The organism is Stutzerimonas sp. FeSN7, assembly GCF_030263795.1.
GTDB classification, from domain to species: Bacteria; Pseudomonadota; Gammaproteobacteria; order Pseudomonadales; family Pseudomonadaceae; genus Stutzerimonas; species Stutzerimonas stutzeri.
In genome coordinates, this window is the sequence record NZ_JARPMN010000001.1 from 4,017,856 (window position 1) to 4,044,356 (window position 26,501).

Here is a 26,501-nt window from a genome sequence, read left to right on the forward strand (position 1 = left end):
ATAACAGCCTTGACAGAAGCGCAAATGGCTACCCGGCAAAAAAAGCGCATATAATGTGAACGGTTTTCCCTTTCAGCATCGTCGCCGCTCCCCCTCCCAAATCCTGGATTCCAAGAACCCCGATGCGTTTTTTGAAATTTCTTATCTGGTCGTGCTTCGCAGTTTTTTGCGCCCTGTTGCTCAGCATCAGCGGTGCATTTCTCTACCTCAGCCCTAACCTGCCCTCGGTCGATTCCCTTCGCAGCATCCAGCTCCAGATCCCGCTGCGAGTCTACAGCGCCGATGACAAGCTGATCGCAGAGTTTGGCGAGATGCGGCGCTCGCCCATTCGCTTCGACGACATACCGCAAGCCTTCATCCACGCGCTGCTTGCCGCAGAGGATGACAATTTCGCCAATCATTATGGCGTCGACATAACCGGCCTGATGCGCGCTGCCACGCAATTATTGAAAAGCGGGCAGATTCAGACCGGTGGCAGCACCATCACCATGCAGGTTGCAAAGAATTACTTCCTGACCAGTGAGCGGAGCTTTTCACGCAAAATCAACGAAATTTTGCTGGCCCTGCAGATCGAGCGAGAGCTGAGCAAAAACGAGATCCTCGAGCTGTACGTCAACAAGATCTACCTCGGCAATCGCGCCTATGGAATCGAGGCCGCCGCTCAGGTCTATTACGGCAAGCCCATCTCCGAGCTGAGCGTTGCCCAGCTGGCGATGATCGCCGGCCTGCCGAAGGCCCCATCCGCATTCAACCCATTGGTCAATCCGGCGCGCAGCAAGGAGCGACGGGATTGGATCCTCGGTCGCATGTATCGCCTTGGCTCCCTGGATGAATCAAGCTATCGGCAGGCCCTGGCCGAACCTGAGACCGCTCGGTACCACGGAGCAACGCCGGAGCTCGACGCCTCCTATATCGCCGAGATGGCACGCGCAGAAATGGTCGGCCGCTTCGGCAGCGCCGCCTATACGGATGGCTTCAGGGTCTACACGACGGTTTCCAGCGAGCGCCAGATCGCGGCCAATAATGCGCTGAACAGCGGACTGATCGAGTACGACCAGCGCCATGGCTATCGCGGGCCGGAAGCCAATCTGGCCAACGCGTCCCGCGATACCTGGCTTCAGGAACTTGCCAAGTACCGAAGCCTTTCCGGCCTGCAGCCTGCCGCTGTCACCCAGGTAGAGACCAGTGGAATTCTCGTCATCACCCGCGATGGTCAGGAACACACGGTGAGCTGGGATAGTATGAAGTGGGCCCGGCCGTACCTCGGCATCAATAGCATGGGGCCTCGCCCGCAGCGTCCGGCGGACGTGGTGAAGGTGGGAGACGTGGTGCGCATTCGCTGGCAGGACGAAGCCGCCGTGTTCAGCCAGGTTCCGCAGGCACAAGCGGCACTGGTTTCGCTCGACCCTGAGGATGGTTCGATCGAAGCGCTGGCGGGCGGCTTCTCCTTCGGCCAGAGCAATTACAACCGTGCCATCCAGGCCAAGCGCCAACCTGGCTCCAGCTTCAAGCCGTTCATTTATAGCGCCGCACTGGACGCCGGTTATACCGCGGCGAGCCTGGTCAACGACTCGCCCATCGTCTTCGTCGAGCAGGGCATGGACCGCATCTGGCGGCCGAAGAACGACAACAACACATTCCTGGGGCCGATCCGCATGCGCGAAGCGCTGTACAAGTCCAGGAATCTGGTGTCGATTCGGCTGCTGCAAACCATGGGGGTCGACTACACGATCAACTACATCACCCGCTTCGGCTTCAACGCGCAGGACCTGCCGCGAAATCTTTCCCTGGCGCTAGGCACGGCAACGCTCACGCCAATGGAGATCGCCACCGGCTGGACCACCTTCGCCAACGGCGGCTACAAGATCGAGCCCTACCTGATCCAGCGCATCGAGGATCGCGAGGGCAACCTGCTGTTCGAAGCCAATCCGGCACGCGTCCCGCCGCGAGAAACGCAGACTGCAGATGTCGAGGTCCATCCGGTGCAGAGCAACCCGGTCATTGCGGACGGTGAACAAATGCCAGCCGCGCCGCGCTTTGCCGAACAGGTACTCGACGAACGCACCGCCTACATCATGACCAGCATGCTCCAGGATGTGATCAAACGAGGCACCGGGCGTCGCGCGCTAGCCTTGGGCCGTGACGACATCGCCGGCAAGACGGGCACGACCAACGACTCCATCGACAGCTGGTTCTCCGGCTACAACGCCGATCTGGTCACTACCGTTTGGGCCGGCTTCGATCAACCGCAAAGCCTCGGACGCAACGAGTATGGCGGAACGGTCGCGCTGCCGATCTGGATGAATTACATGGGCGCCGTGCTCAAGGACATGCCTGAGCATCCTCCGGCTGAGCCCGACGGACTGCTCAAGCTGCGGATCGATCCTGTCAGCGGCCGGGCTGCCACGCCTAGCACACCCGATGCGTACTTCGAAGTGTTCAAGAGCGAAGACTCACCACCGCCGATGGGCGAGTTCGATCCTGGCTACCAGGCGCCGGGCAGCCCGCTGCCCGCTGACGAAGCCGCGCCACTCGATCTGTTCTGATCCAGAGGCGGACTTCGCAGCCAAAAAAAACCCCGCCTCGGCGGGGTTTTTCTTTTCAGAGCGAATCAGCCGTTGAACACATCGCCGACCGACTGCAGCGGATAGTGCGATGGGTATGGCAGCGTGGCCACACCACTCTCGATCGCCGCCTTGGCCACGGCATCCGATACCAACGTGATCAGACGCGGATCCATGGGCTTCGGAATGATGTACTCGCGACCGAACTCCAGGCTGTCCACACCATAGGCAGCGGCAACTTCGGCCGGTACCGGCAGCTTGGCCAGATCACGAAGAGCCAGCGCGGCGGCGATCTTCATCTCTTCGTTGATGCGCTTGGCACGAACGTCCAGCGCACCGCGGAAGATGAACGGGAAGCCGAGGACGTTGTTGACCTGGTTCGGGTAATCGGAACGACCGGTCGCCATGATCACGTCCGAACGGGTCGCATGCGCCAGCTCAGGACTAATCTCCGGATCCGGGTTGGAGCAAGCGAACACGACCGGATTGGCCGCCATGCGCTTGAGGCCTTCCGGGCTCAGCAGGTTGGCACCCGACAGGCCGACGAAGACATCAGCACCATCGAGCGCGTCATCCAGGGTGCGCTTGTCGGTTTCGTGGGCGAACACGGCCTTGTACTGGTTGAGGTCGTCGCGGCCGGCATGGATCACGCCCTTGCGGTCGATCATGAAGATGTTTTCGATCTTCGCGCCCATGCTGACCAACAGCTTCATGCATGAGGTAGCGGCAGCGCCGGCACCAAGGCAGACGATCTTCGCCTGTTCCAGCGTCTTGCCGGCGATCTCCAGTGCGTTGAGCATGCCTGCCGCCGTTACGATGGCGGTGCCGTGCTGGTCGTCGTGGAAGACGGGGATGTCGCACTGCTCGATCAGCGCGCGCTCGATCTCGAAACACTCCGGCGCCTTGATGTCTTCAAGGTTGATGCCACCGAAGGTGATCGAGATGCGCTTGACGGTATCGATGAAGGCCTGCGGGCTCTCGGCGTCGACTTCGATGTCGAACACGTCGACACCCGCGAAGCGCTTGAACAGAACGCCCTTGCCTTCCATTACCGGCTTGGAAGCCAGCGGACCGAGATTACCCAGACCGAGAATAGCGGTGCCATCGGAGATAACCGCCACCAGGTTGCCCTTGCCGGTGTAGCGGTAAGCCAGCTCCGCATCGCGAGCGATTTCGCGAACCGGCTCGGCGACACCCGGGCTATAGGCCAGAGAAAGGTCACGAGCGGTGGCGGTCGGCTTGGTGAGCTCGACGCTCAACTTTCCCGGACGGGGCTGGGCATGGTATTCGAGCGCGGCAGTTTTCAGGTCAGTCATGTGGCATTTCCGCTTATTTTTACTGGGACAGACAGGCGGTCGAGCATACGCCAAGAACGAGCGCGCTCACAAGCCAACGTGCGGAGCAGGCTGTCAAGCCCAGGCCCATACGACTTTTCGGGTAGAGCACTGACTGCCCGGTCAGCGTGGTAACCCGAGCATTGCGGGATGGGTCACCCGCAACATCCAGCGAGCCTGCCCTGCCCCAGCCCGTCCGCGCCGATCTACCAGCCAACCTCTGGGTTCGAGTGTCTTGCCAGCAAGCCTGGGTAGCTGCGCCAGGTCGAAGGCACTGAACGCCTGCGGCGGAATGTGAACCACCAGCGGGCCCTCCATCTCCAGCCAGTAGCCGCCGCGATTATGCTCGACCCGCTCGACCATCCCCTGCAACAAGGCGAACCCACCCTGCCTCACGGCGCGAGTCGAACGCGGCGTCAACTTGCGCCAGACACCCAGGCGAGATTGACGCGCCTGCTGCTCGGCCCGCCGGTGGCAAGCCACCAGCGCCGTGTTGGGGGCGATCGCCACCATCAGGCCAAGCCCCTCGGCCAGCAAGGCCGATTCCAGATTACGGCCCTGCTCGTCATAGGCGTGAGCCAGGGTACGACCGTAGCGATCCTTTGACTCGCGCCCGGGGACCAGCCCCACCCGCCCATTACTAGCCTCGACCAGCGCGCGCAACCGGCGCTGCGCCGCCACGGCGAACGGCTCGGCCTTGCGCCCATCACGCCCCAATTCCGGCGTGTTGATACCGATCAGGCGCACGTTTCGCCCATCGACCAGACGCAGCGTATCGCCATCGACCACCTTTGCCACGCCCACCAGCGGCAGTGTCCCGGGCGAGGGACAGAACGCAAGGGCCTGCAGGCTGCAGAAGATGGAAACGAAAAAGGCGCCCACGAGGGACGCCTTTTTCATGTGTTCGGAAAACCTCATCGGATTCCCGCCGTGTCGGCTTACTTGGCGCCGAACACACCGAAACGCTGCTTGAAGCGATCGATACGGCCGCCGGTATCCAGCACCTTCTGCTTGCCGGTGTAGAACGGGTGGCACTCGGAGCAGACGTCGATGTTCAGGTTCTTGCCCAGGGTGGAGCGGGTCTTGATGACGTTGCCACAGCTGCAGGTGGCTTCGATTTCGACGTAGTTCGGATGGATATCGGCTTTCATGGTGAATCCTCTGGGATTGCGTGCCGCCACCCGACCCTATGTCGAGTACCGCACGAAGTAGGGCGCGAATCATACCAGAGCAAAAAGGTGATGCAAGCGCAGGCGACCGGCGTCCCGCCACCCGGATCGCGCTATGGGACGGCGGCGAGCGCCGCGATCGTTTACCATCGTCGCTCAATATCAAGGATCACCGCGTGCCTTCCTGCATCCTCCGTCTGGCGCTGCCTTCGCCGCTGCGCCGCCTGTTCGACTACCTGCCACCGCACGGCGCAACTGCCGGCTCATTGCAGCCGGGCATGCGCCTGCGCGTGCCGTTCGGCCGGCGCGAGGTCATCGGTGTGCTGGTAGAGCTGAGCGATCAGAGCGAAGTGCCGCTGGAAAAGCTCAGACCGGCCATCGAGCTGCTGGACAGCACGCCGCCGCTGCCGCCCTCCCTGTTCAAGCTCTGTCTGTGGACCGCCCAGTACTACCAGCACAGTCTGGGCGACACCCTGAGCTGGGCACTGCCGGTCCTGCTGCGCCAGGGTGAACCGGCCGAAGCCCGTCTGGAGCGCTACTGGCGCCTGGCGGAAGGCGCCAACCCGGACGATCCCCGACTGGCGCGCGCTCCGCGTCAGCGCGAAACCCTGAAGATCATCGCGCAGCATGCCCACGGCCTGCCCCACGCCCTGTTGGGCAAACTGCAGCTGAACAAGGACAGCCTCGATCTGCTGCTGGAAAAAGGCCTGGTGCGAGTCGAATCGCGTCGCTGCAGCCCGCCGCGACAGCACAGCGGCAGCTGGCTGCTGCAGGCCGAGCTGACGCTGAATGCGCAGCAGCGCGCGGCGTTCGAGGCGATCAGCGCCGGCCTTGGTGGCTTTCAGGCCTTCCTGCTGGCCGGCGTCACCGGCAGCGGCAAGACCGAGGTCTATCTGCAGCTGATCCATCGAGTGCTCGCGGCCGGCAAGCAGGCCCTGGTGCTGATTCCGGAAATCAACCTGGGCCCGCAGACACTGGCCCGCTTCGAGCAGCGTTTCAATGCCCGGATCGCGCTGCTGCACTCCAACATCAACGACCGCGAGCGGCTCGATGCCTGGCTCGCGGCCCGCGATGGCGAAGCGGACATCATCATCGGCACCCGCTCAGCCCTGTTCACGCCGATGAAGAGTCCCGGCCTGATCATCATCGACGAGGAACATGACGCTTCCTATAAACAGCAGGAAGGCCTGCGCTATCACGCTCGCGACCTGGCCATGGTCCGTGCTCGCCAGGAAAACCTGCCGATCGTGCTCGGCTCGGCGACGCCCTCTCTGGAAAGCCTGCACAACGCCCACAGCGGACGCTATGCACTACTTAAGCTGAGCCAGCGCGCCGGCAATGCCCAGCAGCCGCGTTTCCTGCGGCTGGATGTGAAAAGTCGACCCCTGGACGCCGGCATATCCGGCCCGCTGCAACAGGCCATCGGCCAGACGCTCGCTGCCGGGCAGCAGGTACTGGTCTATCTCAACCGCCGCGGCTTCGCCCCAACCCTGCTCTGCCACGACTGCGGCTGGCTCAGCCAATGCCAACGTTGCGATGCGCGCATGACCCTGCACCAGCGGCACAACGAACTGCGCTGCCACCACTGCGGGCACGTCGAGCGCCCGCCGCGCAACTGCCCCGATTGCGGCAAGGTAGACCTGCGCCCGGTCGGCGCCGGGACCGAGCGCGCAGAAGAGCGGCTTGGCGTCCTGTTCCCCGATTACCCGGTGCTGCGCATCGACCGCGACAGCACGGCGCGCAAGGGCGCGATGGAAAAGATGTTCACCACCATCAACCGTGGCGACCCCTGCCTGCTGGTCGGCACCCAGATGCTCGCCAAGGGTCACCATTTCCCCCGGGTGACCCTCGTGGCGATTCTCGATGCCGACGGCGGGCTGTTTTCCGCCGACTTCCGCGCCAGCGAACGCATGGCCCAGCTGATCGTGCAGGTCGCCGGGCGCGCCGGACGCGCGGAGGAGCCAGGCAAGGTGATCATTCAGACGCACCTGGCCGATCACCCGCTGCTGGTGCAGCTGACCGACCAAGGCTATTTCGCCTTCGCCGAGCAGGCGCTGTCCGAACGGCGCGCGGCCGGCCTGCCGCCCTTCAGCCACCTGGCATTGCTGCGCGCCGAAGCGCAGAAGCCCGGCCAGGCCGAGGCCTTTCTCGACGAAGCCTGCACGCTGGCGGAGCAGACGCTTGGGCAGCTGCAGCTCAGCGGCATCGAGCTGCTCGGTCCGGTGCCGGCGCCGATGGAGCGTCGCGCCGGGCGCTACCGGGCGCAGTTGCTGCTGCAGGGCAACGCCCGCGCAGCCCTGCATCGTCTGATGGATGCCTGGGTGCCGCTGCTCGAGCAGCTGCCCGGCGGACGCGCCGTGCGCTGGAGCCTGGATGTCGACCCGATCGATCTGTTCTGATCATGCCGTCCGAACCATGACTTTCCGGCAGCGCGAACCACACGGCTTGAAGCCGCACCCATCACGCCCCGATAATGCCGGGTTTTCGCGCACTTCCTGCGGACCGAGCCGACCATGAAAGACAGCATTCGCCACCTGATCCAGCAAGCCCTTGTCCGCCTGACCAGCGAGGGCGTGCTGCCGGAGGGACTGACGCCCGCGATCCAGGTGGAAAACACCAAGGACAAGAGTCACGGCGACTTCGCCAGCAACATCGCCATGATGCTGGCCAAGCCGGCCGGCATGAAGCCGCGGGAGCTGGCCGAGAAGCTCATCGCCGCATTGCCCCAGGACGCGCAGATCAGCAAGGTCGAGATCGCCGGCCCGGGCTTTCTCAACTTCTTCCAGAACAGCGACGCCCTGGCCCAGCGCCTCGAAACCGCGCTGGCCGATGCGCAACTTGCGGTGCACAAGGCGAGCGCCAAGCAGCGTGTGGTGATCGACCTGTCCTCGCCGAACCTGGCCAAGGAGATGCATGTCGGGCATTTGCGCTCCACCATCATCGGCGATGCGGTTGGCCGGGTGCTGGAGTTCCTCGGCGACGAGGTGATCCGGCAGAATCACGTCGGCGACTGGGGCACCCAGTTCGGCATGCTGCTGGCCTACCTCGAGGAGAAGCCGGCCGCCGCGGAAAGCGAGCTGGCCGACCTCGAGCAGTTCTACCGCGCCGCCAAGCAACGCTTCGACGAGTCGCCCGAGTTCGCCGATCGCGCCCGTGAGCTGGTGGTCAAGCTGCAGGCGGGCGATGCCCAGTGCCTGAGCCTCTGGACGCGCTTCAACGATATCTCGCTGTCGCATTGCCAGAAGATCTATGACCGCCTCAACGTCAAGCTGACCCCGGCTGACGTCAAGGGCGAAAGTGCCTACAACGCCGATCTGGCGGACATCGTCGAGGCCCTGCGCGAGAAAGGCCTGCTGACCGAGGACAATGGCGCCCAGTGCGTCTTCCTCGATGAATTCAAGAACGCCGAAGGCAACCCGCTGCCGGTGATCGTGCAGAAGGCCGGTGGCGGCTATCTCTACGCCACCACCGACCTGGCCGCCATGCGCTATCGCAGCCAGCAACTGCACGCCGATCGCGTGTTGTATTTCGTCGATCAGCGCCAGGCCCTGCATTTCCAGATGGCCTTCGAAGTGGCCCGCCGCGCAGGCTTCGTCCATGAAGGCATGCAGCTGGAGCACATGGGCTTCGGCACCATGAACGGCGCCGACGGTCGCCCGTTCAAGACCCGCGATGGTGGCACGGTCAAGCTGATCGACCTGCTCGACGAAGCCGAGCAGCGCGCCTACGCCCTGGTCAAGGGCAAGAACCCCGAACTCGACGAGGCCGAGCTGCGTCAGATCGCCCGTGCGGTGGGCATCAGCGCGGTCAAGTACGCCGACCTATCCAAGCATCGCACCAGCGATTACCGCTTCAACTTCGAACTGATGCTGAGCTTCGAAGGCAACACTGCACCTTACCTGCTCTATGCCTACACCCGCGTGGCCAGTGTGTTCCGCAAGCTGGGCAAGGGTATCGACGAGATCAGCGGACAGATCCAGCTCGACGCCGAGCAGGAACTCGCCCTGGCCGCCAAACTCGCCCAGTTCGGCGAGGTGCTCAACAGCGTCGGCGAGAAAGGCGAACCGCATCTACTATGCGCTTACCTCTACGACCTGGCCGGGCTGTTCTCCAGCTTCTACGAGCACTGTCCGATTCTCAGTGCCGAACAGGATGCGCAAAAGCAGAGCCGCCTGCGCCTGGCTGCCTTGACCGGCCGTACCCTCAAGCAGGGCCTGGAACTCCTCGGCCTGGAACCACTGGAGCGCATGTAAGTGGCAGCAAGGAAGAAAGCCGCACCCAAGCGGGGCGCCAGCCGTTACCAGGCGCCGGCCAAGCAGCCCGTGCCTGGCTGGGTCTGGCTGGTCTGCGGCCTGGTCATCGGCGGATTCATCATGTTCCTGATGAGCCTCGAACCGGGCGGTGAAGAGGTCAAACGCGCCAAGGAAGCACCCAAGACCGCCGTGAAGGAACAGCCCAAGCGCACGCCAGCCACTGAGCAGCCACCCAAGCCGAAGTATGATTTCTACACCCTGCTGCCCGAGTCCGAAGTGATCCTGCCGCCGGAGGCCAAGCAGCCCGAGCCGCCGAGCGCGCCGGTCACACCGGAAGAAGCGGCGAAGATCGACGAGGCTCGCGCCCAGGCCGCACTCAATGGTCAGGTGCCACCGCCGCCACCGACCGTGGCCAAGGCGCCGGTGACGCAATTCTTCCTGCAGGCCGGCTCGTTCCGCCAACAGGCGGAGGCCGACCGGGTACGCGCACAGATCATCCTGCTTGGCCAGGATGTGCGGGTGGAAAGCGTCAAGGTACGTGACGAGCCCTGGTACCGGGTGCTGGTCGGCCCGTTCGGCAGCCGCGAGCAGCTAAACGCTGCGCAGAAGACGCTGGCCGCCAGCGGCTACAAGAATCTACTGCTGCAGCAACGGCAAGCGCGCTGACAATAAAACGCCGGGCATGCCCCGGCGTTTTTCTAAGTTAGCGGGAAGGCTCCGCTCAGCTTTCCCGAGGCGCATAAGCGAAGACATCGGCACGCATCTGATGCGGGTCCATCCCCGCGGCCACCAGCGCATCCAGCGTGCCGTACACCATCGACGGCGAGCCACTGGCATAAATATGCAGCGGCTTGAGGTCACTGAAATCCTCGCGAATCGCCTCGTGCAGCATGCCGCAGCGCCCTTCCCAGCCGCAGACGTCGCTGACCACACGGTGCAGGTGCAGATTGCTCATGCCCTGCCACTCTTCCCAATGCGGCAATCGGTAGAAATCCTCCGGCCGCCGCACACCCCAGTACAGATGCACCGGATGCGGGAAACCGGCAGCCCGGCAGTACTCGATCAGGCTGTGCATCTGCGCCATGCCGGTACCGGCGGCGATCAGCACCAGCGGCCCCTCCGGCAGCTCGGCCAGGTGCGTGTCGCCGAAGGGCATCTGGATTCGGGCGAAGCCCTGGCGACGCAGGAAGGCCAGCAGTTCGACGGCCGACTCCTCGCGAGCCAGCACGTGCAGTTCCAGCTCGCGGCCACTGCCCGGCGCCGACGCCAGGGAGAAGGCCGACCATTCGCCGTCCTCGCGCTGCAGCAACAGGTACTGTCCGGCGTGGTAGCGCGGCTGACGCCCGGCCGGCAGGCGCAAGCGCAGGCGCACCACGTCGCCACCCACATCCTCGTAGCCGCTGATCTGACAGCTCAGCTCGCGCACAGGCAGCTTGCCGGGTGCCAGCACGCCATCCCAGAGCAACACACAGTCTTCCAGCGGCTCGGCCAGGCAGGCCAGCAGCTCGCCATGATCCCGCACCTCGCCGGCCTGCCGCATGCTGCCCTCGACCAGCAGCGAGGCGCAGATATGACAATTGCCGTTGCGGCAGCTCTGCGGGCATTCGTAGCCCAGCCGCTTGGCTGCATCGAGGAGGCGTTCGCCGGGGCGTACATCGAGCACGGCGCCGGAGGGCTGCAAGGTCACTTTCATCTGCACGTCTTTTCTGTGAACGGGATAACCCGCCAAGGCTTCGGACGGGCTCGGGCCCGCCTCTTCGGTTATGTCAGTCGATACCCAGCTGCGACCAGAGTTCATCGACCCGCCGCTTTACTGCCGGATCCTGGACGATGGCCCGCCCCCACTCACGGCTGGTCTCGCCCGGCCACTTGTGTGTCGCATCCAGGCCCATCTTCGAGCCCAGCCCGGAGATCGGTGAAGCGAAATCCAGGTAGTCGATCGGCGTGTTGTCGATCATCACCGTGTCGCGCTTGGGGTCCATGCGCGTGGTGATGGCCCAGATCACGTCGTTCCAGTCGCGGGCATTGATGTCGTCATCGGTGACAATGACGAACTTGGTGTACATGAACTGCCGCAGAAAGCTCCACACGCCGAGCATCACCCGCTTGGCGTGGCCGGGATACTGCTTCTTCATCGTCACCACCGCCATGCGGTAGGAGCAGCCTTCCGGCGGCAGATAGAAGTCGACGATCTCCGGGAACTGCTTCTGCAGGATCGGCACGAACACCTCGTTCAGCGCCACACCGAGAATCGCCGGCTCATCCGGCGGACGCCCGGTATAGGTGCTGTGGTAGATCGGATTCTTGCGGTGGGTGATGCGCTCGACGGTGAACACGGGGAAGCGGTCCACCTCGTTGTAGTAGCCGGTGTGATCGCCGTAGGGCCCCTCATCGGCCATCTCGCCGGGATGGATATGCCCTTCGAGGACGATCTCGGCATAGGCCGGCACCTGCAGTTCGGAGCCGATGGCCTTGACCAGCTCGGTACGCGAGCCGCGCAGCAGGCCGGCGAAGGCGTACTCGGAGAGCGTATCGGGCACCGGCGTGACCGCGCCGAGAATGGTTGCCGGATCGGCACCCAGCGCCACCGCTACCGGGTAGGGTCGATCAGGGTACTTCTCGCACCATTCGCGGAAATCTAGCGCTCCGCCGCGGTGGCTCAGCCAGCGCATGATGACCTTGTTACGGCCGATCACCTGCTGACGGTAGATGCCGAGGTTCTGCCGTTCCTTGTTCGGCCCCTTGGTGATGGTCAGGCCCCAGGTGATCAGCGGCGCGGCGTCCCCCGGCCAGCAGTGCTGCACCGGAATCTTCGTCAGGTCGACGTCGTCGCCCTCGACGATCACTTCCTGACAGGGCGCATCCTTGAGCACCTTGGGCGCCATGCTGATGACCTTCTTGTAGATCGGCAGCTTGCTCCAGGCGTCCTTCAGCCCCTTCGGCGGCTCCGGCTCCTTGAGAAAGGCCAGCAGTTTGCCGATCTCGCGCAGCTCGGAGACATCCTCAGCGCCCATGCCCAGCGCCACCCGCCCCGGCGTGCCGAACAGATTGCCGAGCACCGGCATGTCGAAGCCGGTCGGATTTTCGAAGAGCAGTGCCGGGCCTTGCCTGCGCAAGGTGCGGTCACAGATTTCGGTCATTTCCAGGACGGGAGACACAGCAGCCTTGACGCGCTTGAGCTCACCGCGTTTTTCCAGGCCGCTGATAAAGTCGCGCAGATCGCGATACTGCATGCTTGAGCCTCGCATGGGCCGGCAGGTCGGGGCGCAGAGTTTAGCGCCAGCGCCGGGTTTTCCAAAACCTGCAGACAGACAAAGGCCGGGTTTCCCCGGCCTTGTTGGCAACAACGAATCGCTTACTTGCGCTTCATGGACATGAAGAATTCGTCGTTGGTCTTGGTGTCCTTGAGCTTGTCGAGCAGGAACTCGATGGCGGCGATCTCGTCCATCGGATGCAGCAGCTTGCGCAGGATCCAGATGCGCTGCAGCTCGTCCTCGGCGGTCAGCAACTCCTCGCGGCGGGTGCCGGAGCGGTTGATGTTGATGGCCGGGAACACACGCTTTTCAGCGATGCGGCGGTCCAGTTGCAGCTCCAGGTTACCGGTGCCCTTGAATTCCTCGTAGATCACCTCGTCCATCTTCGAGCCGGTTTCCACCAGCGCGGTGGCGAGGATGGTCAGCGAGCCGCCCTCCTCGATGTTGCGCGCGGCGCCGAAGAAACGCTTGGGCTTCTCCAGCGCGTGGGCGTCGACACCACCGGTGAGTACCTTGCCGGAGCTCGGGATCACGGTGTTGTAGGCACGCGCCAGGCGAGTGATGGAGTCGAGCAGGATGACCACATCCTTCTTGTGCTCGACCAGGCGCTTGGCCTTCTCGATCACCATCTCGGCGACCTGCACGTGGCGGGTCGGCGGCTCGTCAAAGGTGGAGGCCACCACTTCGCCGCGCACGGTGCGCTGCATCTCGGTCACTTCTTCCGGGCGCTCGTCGATCAGCAGGACGATCAGGTGGCACTCGGGGTTGTTGCGGGTGATGTTGCTGGCGATGTTCTGCAGCATGATCGTCTTGCCCGCCTTCGGCGGCGCGACGATCAGGCCGCGCTGACCCTTGCCGATCGGTGCGCAGAGGTCGATCACGCGACCGGTGAGGTCTTCGGTGGAGCCGTTGCCGGCCTCCATCTTCAGGCGCTCGTTGGGGAACAGCGGGGTCAGGTTCTCGAAGAGAATCTTGTTCTTCGCGTTTTCCGGCCGATCGTAGTTGATCGAGTCGACCTTGAGCAGGGCGAAGTAGCGCTCGCCTTCCTTCGGCGGGCGGATCTTGCCGACGATGGTGTCGCCGGTACGCAGGTTGAAGCGACGGATCTGGCTGGGCGACACATAGATGTCGTCCGGGCCGGCCAGATAGGAAGAATCCGCGGAGCGCAGGAAGCCGAAACCGTCCTGGAGAATCTCCAGCACGCCGTCACCGGAGATTTCCTCGCCGCTTTTCGCGTGCTTTTTCAGCAGGGAGAAAATCACGTCCTGCTTGCGCGAACGGGCCATGTTGTCGATGCCCATCTGTTCGGCCATTTCCAGCAGTTCGGTGATGGGCTTTTGCTTGAGTTCAGTCAGATTCATAGAAAGAGATCAGGAAGGATGTAGAAAGCGATTAGCTTGAGAAGCCGCGCAGCAGGAGACGAACGAGGTTCGTTGTGCTTTATGAGGCTGAAGTGCGTCGGCGACGGCATGCAGAGGGCGACGGAAGAAAGCGTCGCGTGGCCGAATTTAGCACCGTGCAGGCGAAGCGTCCACCCTGCAGATTAAAAAAGGTTCTTCGCGGACTCTGGGGGAAGAGCGAGTTGACAGTCAGGGAAGCAGGTAAATTGGCAGTCGCCAAACACACCCTTCACCTGTCCCTGCTGTCGCCGTGCATCCTATTGATCTTGCCTCGTTCTGGCCAGGCTATGACGCCGTTGCCTGCCGTTCATCCGCCAACAACTCCCTTCTGATTGAGCTCGAGCCTCAAGCCGGTTCAGTGCCCAAGTGCGGGCGTTGTGGTCAGCTCAGTCCGTTGATTCACGAGCGCCGAATTCGTCTGGTGCGCGATCGTGATCTGTTCGATCAGCGCGTCTTGCTTCAACTACCCGTGCGCCGAGTCGATTGCCTGAACTGTGGTCGGGTGACCGAGCGGATCGACTGGCTGGAGCCTGCATCTCGCCTGACCCGGCGGTTACAGGTCTGGCTCGAAAGCTTGCTGCGGCTGCTGCCGATCAGCCACGTCAGCCAGCTCACCGGCCTGCACTGGCACACCCTCAAGACGCTCGACAAGCGCCGCCTGCAAGCCGAGGTAGGCACCTTCTATTCAAGCGGTGTCCGCCGCCTGGTGATGGACGAGTTCGCCCTGCACAAGGGGCATCGCTATGCCACGGTCATCATGGACGCCGAGCGAACACGGGTGCTGTGGGTCGGCCACGGCAACAGCCGTGAGGCGATCCGCCCGTTCTTTGAATTGCTCGGCGAGCACTGCCAGCAGATTGAGGCGGTGGCCATGGACATGAACACGGCTTTCGACCTGGAGGTGAAGAAGCATTGCCCGCAGGCCGAAGTGGTGTACGACCTGTTTCACGTCGTCGCGCGCTACGGTCGGGATGTGATCGACCGAATCCGGGTCGACCAGGCCAACCTTCTGCGCGAAGACAAGCCGGCACGAAAGGCGGTCAAGCAGAGTCGTTGGCTGCTGCTGCGCAACCGCGACAACCTGAAGGACGGACAGGCCGTGCAGTTACAGGAGCTGCTTGCTGCCAACCAGCCGTTGGCTACGGTCTATGTGCTCAAGGATGCGCTGAAGGATGTTTGGTACGCCCCCAGCGTACGAGAGGGTTGGCGACGCTGGCGAACCTGGCTGCGACATGCTCGCGAGAGCGACCTCGCGCCGCTGCAACGCTTCGCTCGCAACCTGCGCAAATACGCGCGAGGCATCCTTGCCAGTGCTCACTTCCACATGCATACCAGCGTCCTTGAGGGTGTTAACAACCGCATCAAGGTAATCAAGCGCATGGCCTATGGATTCCGGGACTCGGAGTACTTCTTCCTGAAAATCAAGGCCGCCTTCCCCGGGAAAGCGCGATGAACCTTAAAAAAGCCCCCGCATCTGCGAGGGCTTTGGAGGCGATCTTCGTCGTACTCAGATGTTGCTGTCGAGGAAGGCGGCCAGCTGCGATTTGGACAGCGCACCGACCTTGGTCGCTTCGACGTTGCCGTTCTTGAACAGCATCAGGGTCGGGATACCGCGCACGCCGTACTTCGGCGGGGTTTCCTGGTTCTCGTCGATGTTCAGCTTGCAGACCTTCAGACGGCCCTCATAGTCCTTGGCGATCTCGTCGAGTACCGGCGCGATCATCTTGCAGGGGCCACACCACTCAGCCCAGTAGTCGACCAGCACGGGACCGTCGGCCTGGAGGACGTCCTGCTCGAAGCTGCTGTCGCTGACATTGTTGATGTAGTCGCTCATGGATTTTCTCCAGGGTCGGAACGGAAAGGTCGCCATCATAGCCCTACTGCGTGCGGACCGAAAGCTGCAGACCGGTCGGCGGCCGACGAGCGCCCGTCCGGAGCAGGCCGCTGCGGCGATGACTGCGTTGGCGGATGGGGTCGATCGTGTCAGGATGTCGGGGTTTTGCATCGAGACCGCCCAATGCGCCAGAACACCGCTGAATCCTTTCCCATGATCGCCGCCCTGGATCTGGGCTCGAACAGTTTTCACATGGTGCTCGCGCGCACCAGCAACGGTGAAATGCGCATCCTCGAACGACTCGGCGAAAAGGTGCAGCTGGCTGCCGGCATCGACGAGAACCGCCTGCTCGACGAGGCCGCCATGCAGCGTGGCCTGGACTGCCTGCGGCGCTTCGCGCAGATGGTCAACCACCTGCCCCAGGGCGCGGTACGCATCGTCGGTACCAATGCCCTGCGCGAGGCGCGCAACCGCGCCACCTTCATTCGCCGCGCCGAAGAGATCATCAACCATCAGGTGGAAGTCATTTCCGGCCGCGAAGAGGCGCGCCTGATCTACCTCGGCGTGTCACATACCGTTCCGGCCAGTCAGGGCCGGCGCCTGGTCGCCGACATCGGCGGCGGCAGCACCGAGTTCATCATCGGCGAAGGCTTCGAGTCGCAGCTGCGTGAAAGCCTGCAGATGGGCTGCGTGAGCTATACCCAGCGCTTCTTCCGCGACGGCAAGATCACCCCGGCGCGCTACGCCCAGGCCTACACGGCGGCACGCGTCGAATTGATGGGTATCGAACACGGCCTGCGCCGGCTTGGCTGGCAGGAATCCATCGGCGCGTCCGGCACCATTCGCGCCGTCGGTCTGGCGATCAAGAGCGGTGGTTTCGGCAACGGTGAGGTCAACGCCGAAGGTATCGGCTGGCTCAAGCGCAAGCTGTTCAAGCTCGGTGACGTGGAGAAGATCGATATCGACGGCGTCAAGCCGGACCGCCGCGGAGTATTCCCGGCGGGCCTGGCGATTCTGGAGGCGATCTTCGATGCCCTCGAGATCAGCAGCATGACCCACTCCGAAGGCGCGCTGCGTGAAGGCGTGCTCTACGACCTGCTGGGCCGCCATCACGACGAGGACATTCGCGATCGCTCGCTGAGCTTCCTGATGGAGCGTTATCACGTCGACATGGAGCAGGCCGCACGGGTCGAAGCCAAGGCGCTGGAGGCCTTCGACCAGGTGGCCGAAGCCTGGAACCTGGATCAGGACTGGCACCGCGAGCTGCTCGCCTGGGCCGCGCGCGTGCATGAAGTGGGTCTGGACATCGCCCACTATCACTACCACAAGCACGGCGCCTATCTGATCGAGCACTCCGACCTGCCCGGCTTCTCGCGGCAGGACCAGCTCATGCTGGCGCTGCTGGTGCGCGGCCACCGGCGCAATATTCCGCAGGACAAGTTCGGTGAAACCGGGGCCGACGCCGACGCCCTGGTTCGTCTGTGCATCCTGTTGCGCTTCGCGATCCTGTTCCACCACATCCGCGGCGCCAATGCCGTCTCTGACGTGCAACTGAAGGCCGACGAACGCAGCCTGGAACTGATCTTCCCGACCGACTGGCTGAACGCCAACCCGCTGACCCGCGCCGACTTCGAGGCCGAAGCCGCCTGGCTCGCGCGCGTGGGCTACGACCTGCGCATGAAATGAAACAAGGGCCCGCAGGGGCCCTTGTTCATTCAGTCAACCGGCAGCCAGTCCGAACTCAACGCGTCCCGACCTACGGTCCGGTCAGACGCTCGAGCAAGGTGCTCTGCACGTTGCGCGCGTTCTGGTTGCCGGTCGGGCTGTTGCGCACGTAGCTGCCGTCAGGCTGCAGGATCCAGCTCTGGGTGTTGTCGCTGAGGAAGCCCTCCAGCTCTTTCTTCACCCGCATCACCAGCTTCTTGCCCTCGACCGGGAAGCAGGTTTCCACCCGCCGATCGAGATTGCGCTCCATCCAGTCCGCACTGGAGAGATAGAGTTTCTCGTCGCCATCGTTCTGGAAGTAGAACACCCGGCTGTGCTCGAGGAAGCGACCGATGATCGAGCGCACATGAATGTTGTGCGAGACCCCGGCGATGCCAGGGCGCAGGCAGCACATGCCGCGCACGATGAGGTCCACACGCACGCCGGTCTGGCTGGCCTTGTACAGCGCCTTGATCATCTTCGGATCGGTCAGTGCGTTGATCTTCAGGATGATGTGCGCCAGCCGGCCCTCGGCCGCATGCTGGGTCTCCTGGGTGATCAGGTCGAGCAGCGTCTTCTTCAGCGTGAAGGGCGCGTGCAGCAGCTTCTTCATGCGCATGGTCTTGCCCATGCCGATCAGCTGGCTGAACAGCTTGGAGACGTCCTCGCATAGCGCGTCGTCCGAGGTCAGCAGGCTGTAGTCGGTGTACAGCCGCGCGTTGGCCGCGTGGTAGTTGCCGGTGCCCAGGTGCGCGTAGCGGCAGAGCTCGCCGTTCTCGCGACGCAGTATCAGCATCATCTTGGCGTGGGTCTTGTAGCCGACCACGCCGTAGATCACCACCGCGCCGGCCTGCTGCAGGCGGCTGGCCAGCTGCAGGTTGGATTCCTCGTCGAAGCGGGCGCGCAATTCGATCACCGCAGTGACCTCCTTGCCGCTGCGTGCTGCATCCACCAGCGCGTCGACGATCTCGGAGTTGGCGCCGGAGCGGTACAGCGTCTGCTTGATCGCCAGCACGCAGGGGTCCTTGGCGGCCTCGCGCAGCAGGTCGACCACCGGCGTGAACGACTCGAAGGGGTGCAGCAGCAGGATGTCCTGTTTGTTGATCACGCTGAAGATCTTGTCGCTGTTCTGCAGGAGCTTCGGAATCGACGGGGTGAACGGGCTGTATTGCAGCTCCGGATGGCTGTCCAGGCCGGTGATGCTGAACAGCCGGGTCAGGTTGACCGGGCCGTTGACCCGGTACATCTCGCTCTCGCCGAGGCTGAATTGCTTGAGCAGGAAGTCGGCAAGATGCTGCGGACAGGTGTCGGCCACCTCGAGACGCACGGCGTCGCCGTAACGCCGAGAGATCAGCTCGCCACGCAGCGCGCGGGCCAGGTCCTCGACGTCCTCGGTGTCCACCGAGAGGTCGGCGTTACGGGTGAGGCGGAACTGGTAGCAGCCCTTGACCCGCATGCCATGGAACAGGTCGTCGGCGTGGGCATGGATCATCGAGGAGAGGAAGACGAAATTGTCGCCTGGACCACCGACCGACTCCGGCACGCGAATCACCCGCGGCAGCAGCCGTGGCGCCGGGATGATCGCCAGACCGGAATCGCGACCGAACGCATCGACGCCCTCCAGCTCGACGATGAAGTTCAGGCTCTTGTTCACCAGCAGCGGGAACGGATGGGTCGGATCGAGCCCGATGGGCGTGACGATCGGTGCGATCTCGTCGCGGAAATAGCGACGCACCCAGGTCTTGAGCTTGGCCGTCCAGTGCCGGCGGCGGATGAAGCGGATCTGGTGTTCGGCGAGCGCCGGCAGCAGCACGTCGTTGAGGATCGCGTACTGGCGGTCGACCTGTTCATGCACCAGCTCGGAAATGCGTGCCAGCGCCTGATGCGGCTGCAGACCATCGGCGCCGGCCTGCTCGCGGGCGAAGGTGACGCGCTTCTTCAACCCGGCCACGCGAATCTCGAAGAACTCGTCGAGGTTGCTGGAGAAGATCAACAGGAACTTCAGCCGTTCCAGCAGCGGATAGGACTCGTCCAGCGCCTGCTCCAGCACGCGGATATTGAACTGCAGCTGGGAAAGCTCGCGGTGGATGTACAGCGCGCTGTCATCCAGATTGGTCACCGGTGCGACCGGCGCCTCCTCGACGACTTCCGGCGGCGCGGAAGGCACCGCTACCGCTTCCGGCTCGACCACCTCCAGCACCTCGCTGACGACGGCGTCCTGCAGATCCTTTTCGCTGAGTCCCTGGTTGATCATCGCTTTGCCTCGAAAAGGGCTCACTGGCCCCGTTTTAATTGTTGTGCCGCCTGCTTGGCGAAGTAGGTGAGGATGCCATCGGCCCCGGCGCGCTTGAAGCCGACCAAAGACTCAAGGATGACGGCCTCGCTCAGCCAGCCGTTCTGGATGGCGGCCATGTGCATGGCGTACTCGCCGCTGACCTGATAGACGAAGGTCGGCGCCTTGAAGGCCTCCTTCACCCGCCAGACGATGTCCAGGTACGGCAGGCCGGGCTTGACCATGACCATGTCGGCGCCTTCGGCCAGGTCCGTGCCCACCTCGTGAAGTGCCTCGTCGCCGTTGGCCGGGTCCATCTGGTAGGTGTTCTTGTTGCTCTTGCCGAGATTCGCTGCCGAACCCACCGCATCGCGGAACGGGCCGTAGTAGGCACTGGCGTACTTGGCCGAATAGGCCATGATGCGCACGTTGTGGTGCTCGGCCACTTCCAGCGCCTCGCGGATCGCCTGAATGCGGCCATCCATCATGTCAGACGGCGCGACCACCTGAGCACCGGCCTCGGCATGGGAGAGCGCCTGCTTGACCAGCGCATCGACGGTGACGTCGTTCTGTACGTAGCCGTTGTCGTCGAGGATGCCGTCCTGGCCGTGAGTGGTGAACGGATCGAGGGCGACGTCGGTGATGATGCCCAGCTCCGGGAAGCGCGCACGCAGCGCACGCGTGGCACGCTGGGCAATACCGTCCGGATTCCAGGCTTCGGCGGCATCCAGAGACTTCTTTTCCAGCGGCGTCACCGGGAACAGCGCCAGTGCCGGGATGCCCAGCGCCACCAGCTCCTCGGCCTCCTCGAGCAGCAGGTCGATGGACAGCCGCTCGACGCCGGGCATCGACGGCACGGCTTCGCGACGGTTCTCGCCATCGAGCACGAACACCGGGAGGATCAGGTCATCGACCGTCAGCACGTTCTCGCGCACCAGACGGCGGGAAAACTCGTCGCGACGGTTGCGGCGCAGGCGGGTGGCGGGGAACAGGCGGCTGGCAGGAACGAAACTCACAACGGACTCCTGGCCCGCAAAACGGGCGAATATGACGTTTTATAGGCCCGGCGCATGACGAAATGATGACAACGCCATGCCGCCGGACCAGCGAAATCGTCCCATTGTCGCCAGCCCCGCCCACGACTGCCAGTGCTTTGAGCGGGCGCAAAGTCTCGTGCCAGACCTGCGGCAATGAACACCGGCGGGTCAGGCGAATCCAAACCAGCATGCGGGGCTTACCTGGAACCGCCCCAGGTATTAGCATCGAGCCCATCCGCAGCGCCCACCCCAGGGCCGTTGAAACTGACCAGGAGTATCGCTATGAACAAGAAAGTCGCCGTGATCCTATCCGGCTGTGGCGTCTACGACGGCTCGGAGATCTATGAGAGCGTCATCACCCTGCTGCGCCTGGACCAGCGCGGCGTCAAGGTGCAGTGCTTCGCACCCAACATTGCGCAGATGCACGTGATCAACCACCTGACCGGCGAGGAAATGCCGGAATCGCGCAACGTACTGACCGAATCGGCACGCCTGGCCCGTGGCGAAATCAAGGATCTGCGCGAGGCACGCGCCGAGGATTTCGACGCGCTGATCATGCCTGGCGGCTTCGGTGCCGCGAAGAACCTCTCCACCTTCGCCACCGAAGGTGCGAACAGCAAGGCCCTGCCGGACGTGGTGGCGCTGGTCAAGGCCTTCGCCGAGGCGCGCAAGCCGGTCGGCATGATGTGCATCGCGCCGACCATGGCCGCGGAGATCTTCGGCGCTGGCGTGATCTGCACCCTCGGCAGCGACGACGCCGACGCCGCCAAGGCGGTCGGCCAGATGGGAGCCAGCCACCAGGCCTGCGAGGTCAGCGACATCGTGGTGGACAAGCAGCACCGCCTGGTCACTACTCCGGCCTACATGCTGGCGCAGTCCATCAGCGAAGCGGCGTCCGGCATCTACAAGCTGGTCGACCGAGTGCTGGAGATGACCACCGAGGACTGAGTCTTCGAACAGACCGTAATCCCGGGGCAACCCGGGATTTTTTTGCGCGAAAGTCGCCAAAGCCGCGGGTGCTCTTGCCGTCGACCTGTTCAGTCCGGACGACCTCGGGCAGTTTGGTCCGACCCTTTTCAGGAATGCCGACCATGAACCATGACGATGCGCTGCTCGCCGAGCAGGCCCAGGCGGTACGCCAGATGTTCGAGCGCATCCCCTTCAACCAGGCCCTGGGCATCGAGCTCGATGAGATATCCACGTCGCGGGTGGTGATGCACCTGCCAATGAAGCCCGAGCTGGTCGGCAACTTCGTCCATGGCATCCTCCACGGCGGCGTGATCGCCTCGTTGCTCGACGTCGCCGGTGGCGCCATGGCGATGCTGGGCGCCTTCGACAAGCATCGTCACCTGACCATGCAGGAACGCGCCGCCCGCCTGTCCCGCCTCGGCACCATCGACCTGCGCATCGACTATCTGCGCCCCGGCCGCGGTACGCGCTTCACTGCCAGCGCGACCCTGCTGCGCTCGGGGAACAAGGTCGCGGTGGTGCGTTCGGAGCTGCACAACGAATCGGACACGCTGATCGCCGTGGGCACCGGCACTTATCTTTGCGGCTGAACGGCCGATAGGAGATTGGCGGCCGGGGTGCGCTCTCGTACACTCTGTACGAACATGGCCATGAGCCATCATCTCCACGAGGCAGGACGCCCGACAGTTCGAGTGCCGCCGCGTGTCCAGACTGCTGTTTTCCGACCTGCCCGCCGACCAGGTTGCCCTGCTCGGGCACAGCCACGACCCGATGCTGGTCGTGCTCTCCTATCTGATCGCCAGCGCCGCGGCCTTCACCGCCCTGGCCCTGGCCCTGGCCAAGCGGGTCAGCCGCAGCAGCAGCCCGCGCGGGCGTGAGCTATGGCGCTGGGTCGGCGCCTTCGCCCTGGGAGGCGGTATCTGGTCGATGCATTTCATCGGCATGCTGGCCTTCCGCGCGCCGCTGGACATTCGCTACGAGCACGGCATCACTGCCCTTTCGCTACTGATCGCCGTGGCGGTGTCCTACGTGGTGATGCGCGTGCTCGGCCGCGATCACCTGAGCGTGGCGCAGTATGCCCTGGCCGGAACCGCTGCCGGCATCGGCATTGCGGCGATGCACTACACCGGGATGGCCGCGATCCGTTCGCTGGCCACGCTGTACTACGCGCCGCTGGCTTTTGCCGCCTCGGTGCTGATTGCCATTGGCGCTTCCATCGCCGCGCTGGTACTGGGCTTTCATTTTCGCACCAGCCAGAGCCGCCATCAGCGCTGGCAGCGCCTGCTATGCAGCCTGGTGATGGGTGCGGCAATCGTCTCCATGCACTACACCGGCATGCACGCGCTGACCCTGGCAGTCCCCGCCGGTCTCGTGGAGCACGCCGCACCATTCGGCAGCCACACCGGCCAGGGCGCACTCGCCTCGGCGATCGGCTTGGTAGCCCTGCTGGTGATCGTCACCGGCATTGCTGCGAGCTGGGCCGAACAGCGTTTCAGCGAGCAGCGCGAGGCGCTCGATCTGGCCGAGCACCAGCTCAACGCCATGACCCACTACGACCCACTGACCAACCTTTTCAACGGCCGCGCTTTCACCGAGATGGTCACCCAGGTGCTGGCCGCACGCGAGGAGCGCCAGGCACTGGCGGTGCTGGTGGTGGACCTGGACAACTTCAAACGCATCAACGACAGCCTCGGTCACCGCAGCGGCGACCTGGCACTGCAACAGGCGGCGCAACGCATTCGCGCGGTGCTCGGTCAGCACGACATGCTGGCGCGCTTCTCCGGCGACGAGTTCTGCGTGCTCACCCTGGGCGCCTGGGAGCATGCCCAGGCGACCGCCGAGCGGATCCTCGACCAGCTGCGCCCGCCGTTCGTCCTGGGCGACACCCAACTGCGCCTGACAGCCAGCATCGGCATCAGCCAATACCCTGAGGACGGCCTCAACTTCGATGCCCTGTTCCGTCACGCCGGCCTGGCCGTCGGGCAGTGCAAGGCCAGCGGCCGCAACCGCAGCCTGCGCTTCAATCCGGCACTGGAACTGCGCGCCCAGGAGGACCTGTCGCTGGAGCAGGACCTGCGACGAGCGCTGAACGAGAATCTGCTCAGCGTGCACTACCAGCCCATCGTCGACGGCCGCAGCGGGCGCCCGGTGAGCCTCGAAGCGCTGGTGCGCTGGCAGCATCCGCAGCAGGGGTTCATCAGTCCGGAGCGTTTCGTCGGGCTGGCCGAACAGCATGGCTTCGTCGCCGAGCTGGACACCTGGGTGGCGCGCCGCGCCTGCGCCGACCTGGTCGGGCTGCTGGAGGAAGGCCATGATCTGCGCATGGCGGTCAACTGCTCGGCGCTCAACCTGTCCAACCCGCAGATGCCCGCGGTGGTTGCGCGGATCCTCGAGCGCACGGGGCTGGAGCCCGCGCGACTGACCGTGGAAGTCACCGAGAACGCCCTGATGAACAGCCTCGGCGCGGCGATCCGCACGCTGGACGCGGTGCGCGAGCTGGGCGTGAAGGTTTCGATCGATGACTTCGGCAGCGGCTATTCCTCGCTGACCTACCTGCGTCAGCTGCCGGTCGATACGCTCAAGGTCGACCGTGCGTTCGTTCGGGAAATTGCCGAGCAGGCCAACGACCGCGCCATCACCGCAGCGATCATCGCCATGGCGCACAAGCTGGGTCTGAAGGTGGTGGCCGAAGGGGTGGAAGAGGCAGTGCAGCTCGATTATCTGCGCGAAAACGGCTGCGACTTCATCCAGGGTTACTACTACAGCCGGCCGCTGCCGTTAACGGCGCTGCGCGACTGGCTGGCCGAGCGGCCACTCACTGCGACCGTGACAACCGCGTAAGCAAGCGGTCCAGCGCATTGGCGAACGCCTGACGGTCACGCTCGCCGTAAGCCGCCTGGCCGCCACCCACCTGCCCCTGATCCCGCAGATCGGTGAACAGGTTGCGCACCGCCAGGCGCTCGCCCATGTTGCGCTCGTCGAACTCGCGCCCGCGCGGGTCGAGCGCGGCGACCCCCTTCTTCACCAGCCGGTCGGCCAGTGGCACGTCGCTGCAGATCACCAGGTCACCGGGCTCGGCATGCTCGACCAGATAGTCGTCCGCGGCATCCGGCCCGCTCGGCACGACAATCAGACGCACGCAGGCGAACGCCGGCTTGACCTGGCTCTGCCCGGCGACCAGCAGCACCTCGAACTTGCGTTTGAGGGCGAACTTGATCACCTGATCCTTGGCTGCGCGCGGGCAGGCATCGGCGTCGATCCATACGCGCATCGTAACCGCCTCGCTCATGCCGCGGCACGCCGAACGGTCGCCAGCAGGGCCGCCGCCCCGGCGAACATGGTGGCAAAGCTGCGGTTGACCAGGCGCTGCTGACGCGGCGTACGCAGCAGGCGCAGCACCTTGGCGGCAAGCCCGGTGTAGCCGGCCATGACCACCAGATCGACCACCACCATGGTCGCGGCCATCTCGCTGTACTGCAGCAGCAGCGGCCGCTGCGGATCGAGGAACTGCGGCAGCACCGCAAGAATGAAGACGATCGCCTTGGGGTTGCTGGCATTGACCAGGAAGCCACGCAAGACCAGGCTCAGCGGCCGGCCGATGGGCCGCGGCGCCGCCGAATCGTCCAGCGCTTCGGGCTGCGCCTGCCACTGCTTCCAGGCCAGCCAGAGCAGGTAGCAGACGCCGAACCACTTGATCAGGCCGAACGCCAGTTCCGAGGTGGCCAGCACCGCGCCGACGCCGGCGGCGACCACGGCAATCTGCAGTACCAGCGCCAGCTGCAAGCCGATGGCGTTCCAGTAGCCGCGCCAGAAGCCGTACTGCAAGCCGCAGGACATCGACGCGATGGCCCCGGCGCCCGGCGACAGGCTGATCACCCAACAGGCGACAAAGAATGCGAGCCAGGTTTCCAGTGTCATCGTGATGCCCTCCGTTTCAGACGCGTGGGTTCAGTCCGGCGAGCCCTTGCCCAGCTTCACCGGTTCCTTGAGCTTGCGCTTCATGGCCTTGCGCATGCGGATGTTCAGCGCCTCGACGCCGAGCGAGAAGGCCATGGCGAAGTAGACGTAGCCCTTGGGCACGTGCACATCGAAGGCTTCGGCGATCAGCAGCGTGCCGACGACGATGAGGAACGACAGCGCGAGAATCTTCAGCGTCGGATGCTTGTCGATGAAATCGGCGATGGTCCCGGCCGAAACCATCATCACCAGCACCGCGATCACGATTGCCGCGACCATCACCGGCACATGCTGCACCAGGCCTACCGCGGTGATCACCGAATCCAGCGAGAAGACGATGTCGATCACTGCGATCTGCAGGATGATGCCAACGAAACCCGCCTTGGCCGCGCCGCCGGCGGTCTGTTCTTCCTCCTCGCCTTCGACGCTGTGCCAGATTTCCAGGGTGCTCTTGAACAGCAGGAACAGGCCGCCGAAGAACAGGATCAGGTCACGCCCGGATACGCCCTCCCCCAGGACCGTGAACAGGTCGTTGGTTAGACGCATTACCCAGGCGATCGACAGCAACAGCAGGATGCGTGTGCCCATCGCCAGCGCCAGGCCGAAGAAGCGCGCCTTGGGCTGCTGTTCCTTGGGCAGGCGGCTGACCAGAATGGAGATGAAGATGATGTTGTCGATGCCCAGGACGATTTCCAGGGCAGTCAGCGTCAGAAACGCGACCCAGATTTCCGGGTTGCTGAGCCATTCCATGATG

21 protein-coding genes are annotated in these 26,501 nt (G+C 64.0%); 9 read left to right on the forward strand and 12 right to left on the reverse strand.

The annotated features are described in order from the left end of the window. Positions 1 to 122: 122 nt before the first annotated feature. On the forward strand, positions 123 to 2,546 hold the full coding sequence (locus P5703_RS19225) for a penicillin-binding protein 1A (protein WP_285589097.1): 2,424 nt from the start codon (positions 123 to 125) through the stop codon (positions 2,544 to 2,546). 65 nt (positions 2,547 to 2,611) lie between these two features. Here P5703_RS19225 and P5703_RS19230 read toward each other — a convergent pair whose 3' ends face one another. The 3 genes from P5703_RS19230 to rpmE form a co-directional block, all read right to left on the reverse strand. Beyond that, entirely contained in the window at positions 2,612 to 3,880 is a 1,269-nt protein-coding gene (locus P5703_RS19230; RefSeq protein WP_011911783.1) for a malic enzyme-like NAD(P)-binding protein, read from the reverse strand. 141 nt (positions 3,881 to 4,021) lie between these two features. Next, positions 4,022 to 4,816 carry a thermonuclease family protein gene (locus tag P5703_RS19235; protein WP_279641945.1) on the reverse strand — a complete coding sequence of 265 codons (795 nt, stop codon included), beginning with the start codon at positions 4,814 to 4,816 and terminating at the stop codon, positions 4,022 to 4,024. A gap of 20 nt (positions 4,817 to 4,836) precedes the next feature. Further along, positions 4,837 to 5,049 (reverse strand): 50S ribosomal protein L31, encoded by a 213-nt coding sequence (gene rpmE / locus P5703_RS19240; protein WP_003301052.1) that lies wholly within the window; start codon positions 5,047 to 5,049, stop codon positions 4,837 to 4,839. Between the two features lie 194 nt (positions 5,050 to 5,243). Between rpmE and P5703_RS19245 the strand changes: the two genes are divergently transcribed. The 3 genes from P5703_RS19245 to P5703_RS19255 all read left to right on the forward strand — a co-directional run bounded on the left by P5703_RS19245 (position 5,244) and on the right by P5703_RS19255 (position 9,986). Beyond that, positions 5,244 to 7,466: a primosomal protein N' gene (locus P5703_RS19245; protein WP_285589102.1), complete on the forward strand. Its 2,223-nt coding sequence runs from the start codon at positions 5,244 to 5,246 to the stop codon at positions 7,464 to 7,466. A gap of 114 nt (positions 7,467 to 7,580) precedes the next feature. Next, positions 7,581 to 9,320, forward strand: coding sequence for an arginine--tRNA ligase (gene argS / locus P5703_RS19250; RefSeq protein ID WP_079328102.1), 1,740 nt, complete (start codon positions 7,581 to 7,583; stop codon positions 9,318 to 9,320). Next, on the forward strand, positions 9,321 to 9,986 hold the full coding sequence (locus P5703_RS19255) for an SPOR domain-containing protein (RefSeq protein WP_045632883.1): 666 nt from the start codon (positions 9,321 to 9,323) through the stop codon (positions 9,984 to 9,986). A gap of 55 nt (positions 9,987 to 10,041) precedes the next feature. Here P5703_RS19255 and P5703_RS19260 read toward each other — a convergent pair whose 3' ends face one another. From P5703_RS19260 to rho, 3 genes are all read right to left on the reverse strand, one after another. After that, complete coding sequence (locus P5703_RS19260) at positions 10,042 to 11,013, reverse strand: CDP-6-deoxy-delta-3,4-glucoseen reductase (protein WP_014595697.1); 972 nt, start codon at positions 11,011 to 11,013, stop codon at positions 10,042 to 10,044. A gap of 73 nt (positions 11,014 to 11,086) precedes the next feature. Continuing rightward, positions 11,087 to 12,553, reverse strand: coding sequence for a 4-hydroxy-3-polyprenylbenzoate decarboxylase (gene ubiD / locus P5703_RS19265; RefSeq protein WP_014595696.1), 1,467 nt, complete (start codon positions 12,551 to 12,553; stop codon positions 11,087 to 11,089). 122 nt (positions 12,554 to 12,675) lie between these two features. Continuing rightward, positions 12,676 to 13,935 (reverse strand): transcription termination factor Rho, encoded by a 1,260-nt coding sequence (rho, locus tag P5703_RS19270; protein WP_011911776.1) that lies wholly within the window; start codon positions 13,933 to 13,935, stop codon positions 12,676 to 12,678. Positions 13,936 to 14,224: 289 nt separating this feature from the next. Here rho and P5703_RS19275 point away from each other — a divergent pair, with 289 nt between their 5' ends. Next, positions 14,225 to 15,427 (forward strand): ISL3 family transposase, encoded by a 1,203-nt coding sequence (locus P5703_RS19275; RefSeq protein ID WP_003282047.1) that lies wholly within the window; start codon positions 14,225 to 14,227, stop codon positions 15,425 to 15,427. Between the two features lie 54 nt (positions 15,428 to 15,481). On the opposite strand, the gene trxA is transcribed toward P5703_RS19275, so the two are convergent. Continuing rightward, the gene (trxA, locus tag P5703_RS19280) at positions 15,482 to 15,808 is read right to left on the reverse strand and encodes a thioredoxin TrxA (protein ID WP_013981643.1); all 327 of its coding nucleotides are present in this window, start codon (positions 15,806 to 15,808) and stop codon (positions 15,482 to 15,484) included. Between the two features lie 183 nt (positions 15,809 to 15,991). On the opposite strand from trxA, the gene ppx reads away from it, so the two are divergent. Continuing rightward, positions 15,992 to 17,494 (forward strand): exopolyphosphatase, encoded by a 1,503-nt coding sequence (gene ppx / locus P5703_RS19285; protein ID WP_019405690.1) that lies wholly within the window; start codon positions 15,992 to 15,994, stop codon positions 17,492 to 17,494. Positions 17,495 to 17,564: 70 nt separating this feature from the next. On the opposite strand, the gene ppk1 is transcribed toward ppx, so the two are convergent. Together ppk1 and hemB are read right to left on the reverse strand one after the other, a co-directional pair. Continuing rightward, complete coding sequence (gene ppk1, locus P5703_RS19290; RefSeq protein ID WP_125459965.1) at positions 17,565 to 19,766, reverse strand: polyphosphate kinase 1; 2,202 nt, start codon at positions 19,764 to 19,766, stop codon at positions 17,565 to 17,567. 20 nt (positions 19,767 to 19,786) lie between these two features. After that, positions 19,787 to 20,800, reverse strand: a complete 1,014-nt coding sequence (hemB, locus tag P5703_RS19295) for a porphobilinogen synthase (RefSeq protein WP_125872569.1) — start codon at positions 20,798 to 20,800, stop codon at positions 19,787 to 19,789. 303 nt (positions 20,801 to 21,103) lie between these two features. Here hemB and elbB point away from each other — a divergent pair, with 303 nt between their 5' ends. The 3 genes from elbB to P5703_RS19310 all read left to right on the forward strand — a co-directional run bounded on the left by elbB (position 21,104) and on the right by P5703_RS19310 (position 24,631). Continuing rightward, positions 21,104 to 21,769: an isoprenoid biosynthesis glyoxalase ElbB gene (gene elbB, locus P5703_RS19300; protein WP_011911772.1), complete on the forward strand. Its 666-nt coding sequence runs from the start codon at positions 21,104 to 21,106 to the stop codon at positions 21,767 to 21,769. Between the two features lie 143 nt (positions 21,770 to 21,912). After that, the gene (locus P5703_RS19305) at positions 21,913 to 22,380 is read left to right on the forward strand and encodes a thioesterase family protein (RefSeq protein WP_013981640.1); all 468 of its coding nucleotides are present in this window, start codon (positions 21,913 to 21,915) and stop codon (positions 22,378 to 22,380) included. Between the two features lie 112 nt (positions 22,381 to 22,492). Further along, positions 22,493 to 24,631: a putative bifunctional diguanylate cyclase/phosphodiesterase gene (locus tag P5703_RS19310; protein ID WP_125872568.1), complete on the forward strand. Its 2,139-nt coding sequence runs from the start codon at positions 22,493 to 22,495 to the stop codon at positions 24,629 to 24,631. Here the strand turns inward: P5703_RS19310 and P5703_RS19315 are convergent. The 3 genes from P5703_RS19315 to P5703_RS19325 are packed head-to-tail and all read right to left on the reverse strand — an operon-like array spanning position 24,606 to position 26,497. Then, positions 24,606 to 25,061 carry a YaiI/YqxD family protein gene (locus tag P5703_RS19315; protein WP_013981638.1) on the reverse strand — a complete coding sequence of 152 codons (456 nt, stop codon included), beginning with the start codon at positions 25,059 to 25,061 and terminating at the stop codon, positions 24,606 to 24,608. The genes P5703_RS19310 and P5703_RS19315 overlap by 26 nt on opposite strands. Positions 25,062 to 25,075: 14 nt before the next feature. After that, positions 25,076 to 25,708: a LysE family transporter gene (locus P5703_RS19320; RefSeq protein ID WP_011911768.1), complete on the reverse strand. Its 633-nt coding sequence runs from the start codon at positions 25,706 to 25,708 to the stop codon at positions 25,076 to 25,078. 30 nt (positions 25,709 to 25,738) lie between these two features. Next, positions 25,739 to 26,497 carry a TerC family protein gene (locus tag P5703_RS19325; protein WP_011911767.1) on the reverse strand — a complete coding sequence of 253 codons (759 nt, stop codon included), beginning with the start codon at positions 26,495 to 26,497 and terminating at the stop codon, positions 25,739 to 25,741. Between the last annotated feature and the right edge of the window lie 4 nt (positions 26,498 to 26,501).